General features: G+C 41.8%; 4 protein-coding genes. All 4 read left to right on the top strand.

The features are described 5' to 3' along the window. Window positions 1-224: 224 nt before the first annotated feature. A complete protein-coding gene (locus Q0852_RS23395; protein WP_299022788.1) occupies window positions 225-863 on the top strand; it encodes a hypothetical protein in 639 nt (212 codons plus the stop codon). Window positions 864-992: 129 nt separating this feature from the next. Further along, window positions 993-1,508 carry a GrpB family protein gene (locus tag Q0852_RS23400; RefSeq protein ID WP_299022791.1) on the top strand — a complete coding sequence of 172 codons (516 nt, stop codon included), beginning with the start codon at window positions 993-995 and terminating at the stop codon, window positions 1,506-1,508. A gap of 137 nt (window positions 1,509-1,645) precedes the next feature. Next, window positions 1,646-1,861, top strand: a complete 216-nt coding sequence (locus Q0852_RS23405; RefSeq protein ID WP_299022793.1) for a hypothetical protein — start codon at window positions 1,646-1,648, stop codon at window positions 1,859-1,861. 327 nt (window positions 1,862-2,188) lie between these two features. Continuing rightward, a partial coding sequence (locus tag Q0852_RS23410) for an aspartate/glutamate racemase family protein (protein WP_299022796.1) occupies window positions 2,189-2,462 on the top strand: 274 nt, incomplete at its 3' end.

Raw genomic sequence — 2,462 nt, forward strand, 5'->3', positions numbered from 1 at the left:
GGCAATGTTCCCGAAAGGAATTGAACTTCATCAATAAATAGTTGGGTTCATCATGGTTAGTACCGAGGAAAATGTATCGAATCCGGCAAGCCTAACAAAAACATCAAGGTGACGCGTTACACTCGACGGTTTTGGTATGAAGTTCGGTGCACTTTGTCAGTTTGGTGGGGCGCACCTTATGTTCGGCGTTAGGCGAGTAGATCACGTTTTTGAATGGAGTGGTAATGATTAAGCATGAAACGGTGAACTCAGTTATTGGTGTATTAGGCTTAATGATTGCTTTAGTCACGGCATACCACCAATTCGTACCTGAAGGCGATAAAATAGATATTGATGTGTCGCCAATACCTACTAGTGTCCCTTTAAAGCAACATTTCGACTTTCAAGATGGTATATCGGATGAGGTTTTCAAAATTTCTGGACCATTCTTCTGGGAGTTTACAGCTTACAATAGCCTTGATCGAACGGTGACGATTAAAGATATTGACACAAAACTGTTCTCAGGTGCTGGAAGCCTCATAGATTACAGTAATATAACCGTGGGGACATTTGACCGTGAGTTGAAGCCTTTGTCGCTGCCTCTTTTGATAGGTTCGCATGAAGCTAAGGTTATTCTTATTGGATTGAATGTTCCAATTATTAGTGAAGACAGTTGTTTTTCCTCTCAAAGCTCCATGAGTTCTGTTCAACGTTGTTATTTTGAAAAGGGTTATGACCTATTTGGTAACTCGGTCAGTACAATCCAAGGTGGTGCAGTTAGTTGGGATGAACTGCCTAAGTCTCCGGTATTTCTATCGACGGTTAAGACTGGTGACAATAGCGAGTTTCATAGAAAGCTTAGCTTTTATTCATTCACTCCATAAGAAAATTCGCCTAACAAAGGCATCAAGGTGACACGTTACACTCGGCAGTTTTGGTATGGAGTTTGGTGCGCTTGGCTGGTTCGGTGTTGGTGCACCTTATGCCCGGCGTTATGTGCTAAGGGAATGATAGTGAGTAAACGAATCATTGAAGTTGTAAGCTACGATCCGAAGTGGGCTGAGCTGTTTGAATTGGAATCAAGAGCAATCAGTGATGTCGTGGGTCAGACAGTAGTAAACATCCATCATATTGGAAGCACTTCTGTTACCGGTTTAGCTGCAAAACCTATCATTGATATTCTTCTGGAAGTTACTGATTTGCATTCTCTTGATGTTCTATCATCAGGTTTAATTTCATTAGGTTATGAATCAAAAGGTGAGTTTGGAATAGCAGGACGTCGTTTTTTCCAAAAAGGTGGCAACAATCGTACTCATCATCTCCATGCTTTCAAAGTTGGTGATAGTAATGTTGTACGACATATAGCATTTCGAGATTACTTGATTGCACATCCTGATATAGCCACAGAGTACGGAAGGTTGAAGACGAAAGTTGCACTTGGTTGCAATAATGATCCAGATAGCTATTGCTCGGGGAAAAATGACTTCATTAAATACCATGTACTTCAGTCACTTAAATTTCGCACATAACAAAAACATCAAGGTGACGCGTTACACTCGGCGGTTTTGGTATGGAGTCCAGTGCGCTTGGTGAGTTCATCGTGGCGCACCTTATGTTAGGCGTTATGGCTCTTACTGGTCTGTAGTCATCATGGTTCGGTTCATCAATGGCGGCAGTTTCATCAATTTCTTATCAGTCGCAATGCGGAGAGAATCGTCCAGCGATTATTGCGGTTTGCAGCATGGCGCAAACAAAATTCGTTGCCAATTTTGCCCCGAAATTCCCTAAGTTCTCTAGCCGCAATTGGTTATCACACGATGATGGTTTTTACGCAGGTTGCGGTTATCTGCTTGGTGGTCACAAGGTTTCTTCTCCTCTGTAACTTTGGGTTGCCAAAGTCCGAGTGCCGCAACAAGAATTGGCATCTGGTTAGTGGTTGTTTTCTCGTTTATTAAGGCGCTTTCAGATTCATTGCCAATGAAATTCCGATTTTGTTGCCGTTATCTTGCATGCTGAAGAGCAAGGACTCAGAATGCGGAGAGTTAAGCGATAAACGTAATTAAATCAAAAGGTTTTGCGCCATAACAAAGCCATCAAGGTGATGCATTACACTCGGCGGTTTTGGTATGGAGTTCGGTGCGCTTTGCTGGTTCAGTGGGGCACACCTTATGGCAGGCGTTATATTGCCGTTTAAATTATGGAGTACAGAATGAAAACAATCGGAATGTTAGGTGGTATGAGTTGGGAATCAACTGCCAGCTATTATAAGGCAATCAATGAAGGAGTTAAGTCTGAACTTGGTGGCCTACATTCTGCAAAAATTTGCTTATATAGCGTAAATTTCGATGAAATTGAAAAGTTACAACATGAAGGCAAATGGAATGAAACGGCATTGATATTATCGAATGCAGCAAAGTCAGTAGAAGCTGGCGGTGCTGATTTTTTAATGATTTGCACAAATACAATGCATAAAGTTGTTCCAG

The sequence above is a fragment of the uncultured Photobacterium sp. genome (assembly GCF_947502415.1).
In the GTDB taxonomy this organism is placed as follows: domain Bacteria; phylum Pseudomonadota; class Gammaproteobacteria; order Enterobacterales; family Vibrionaceae; genus Photobacterium.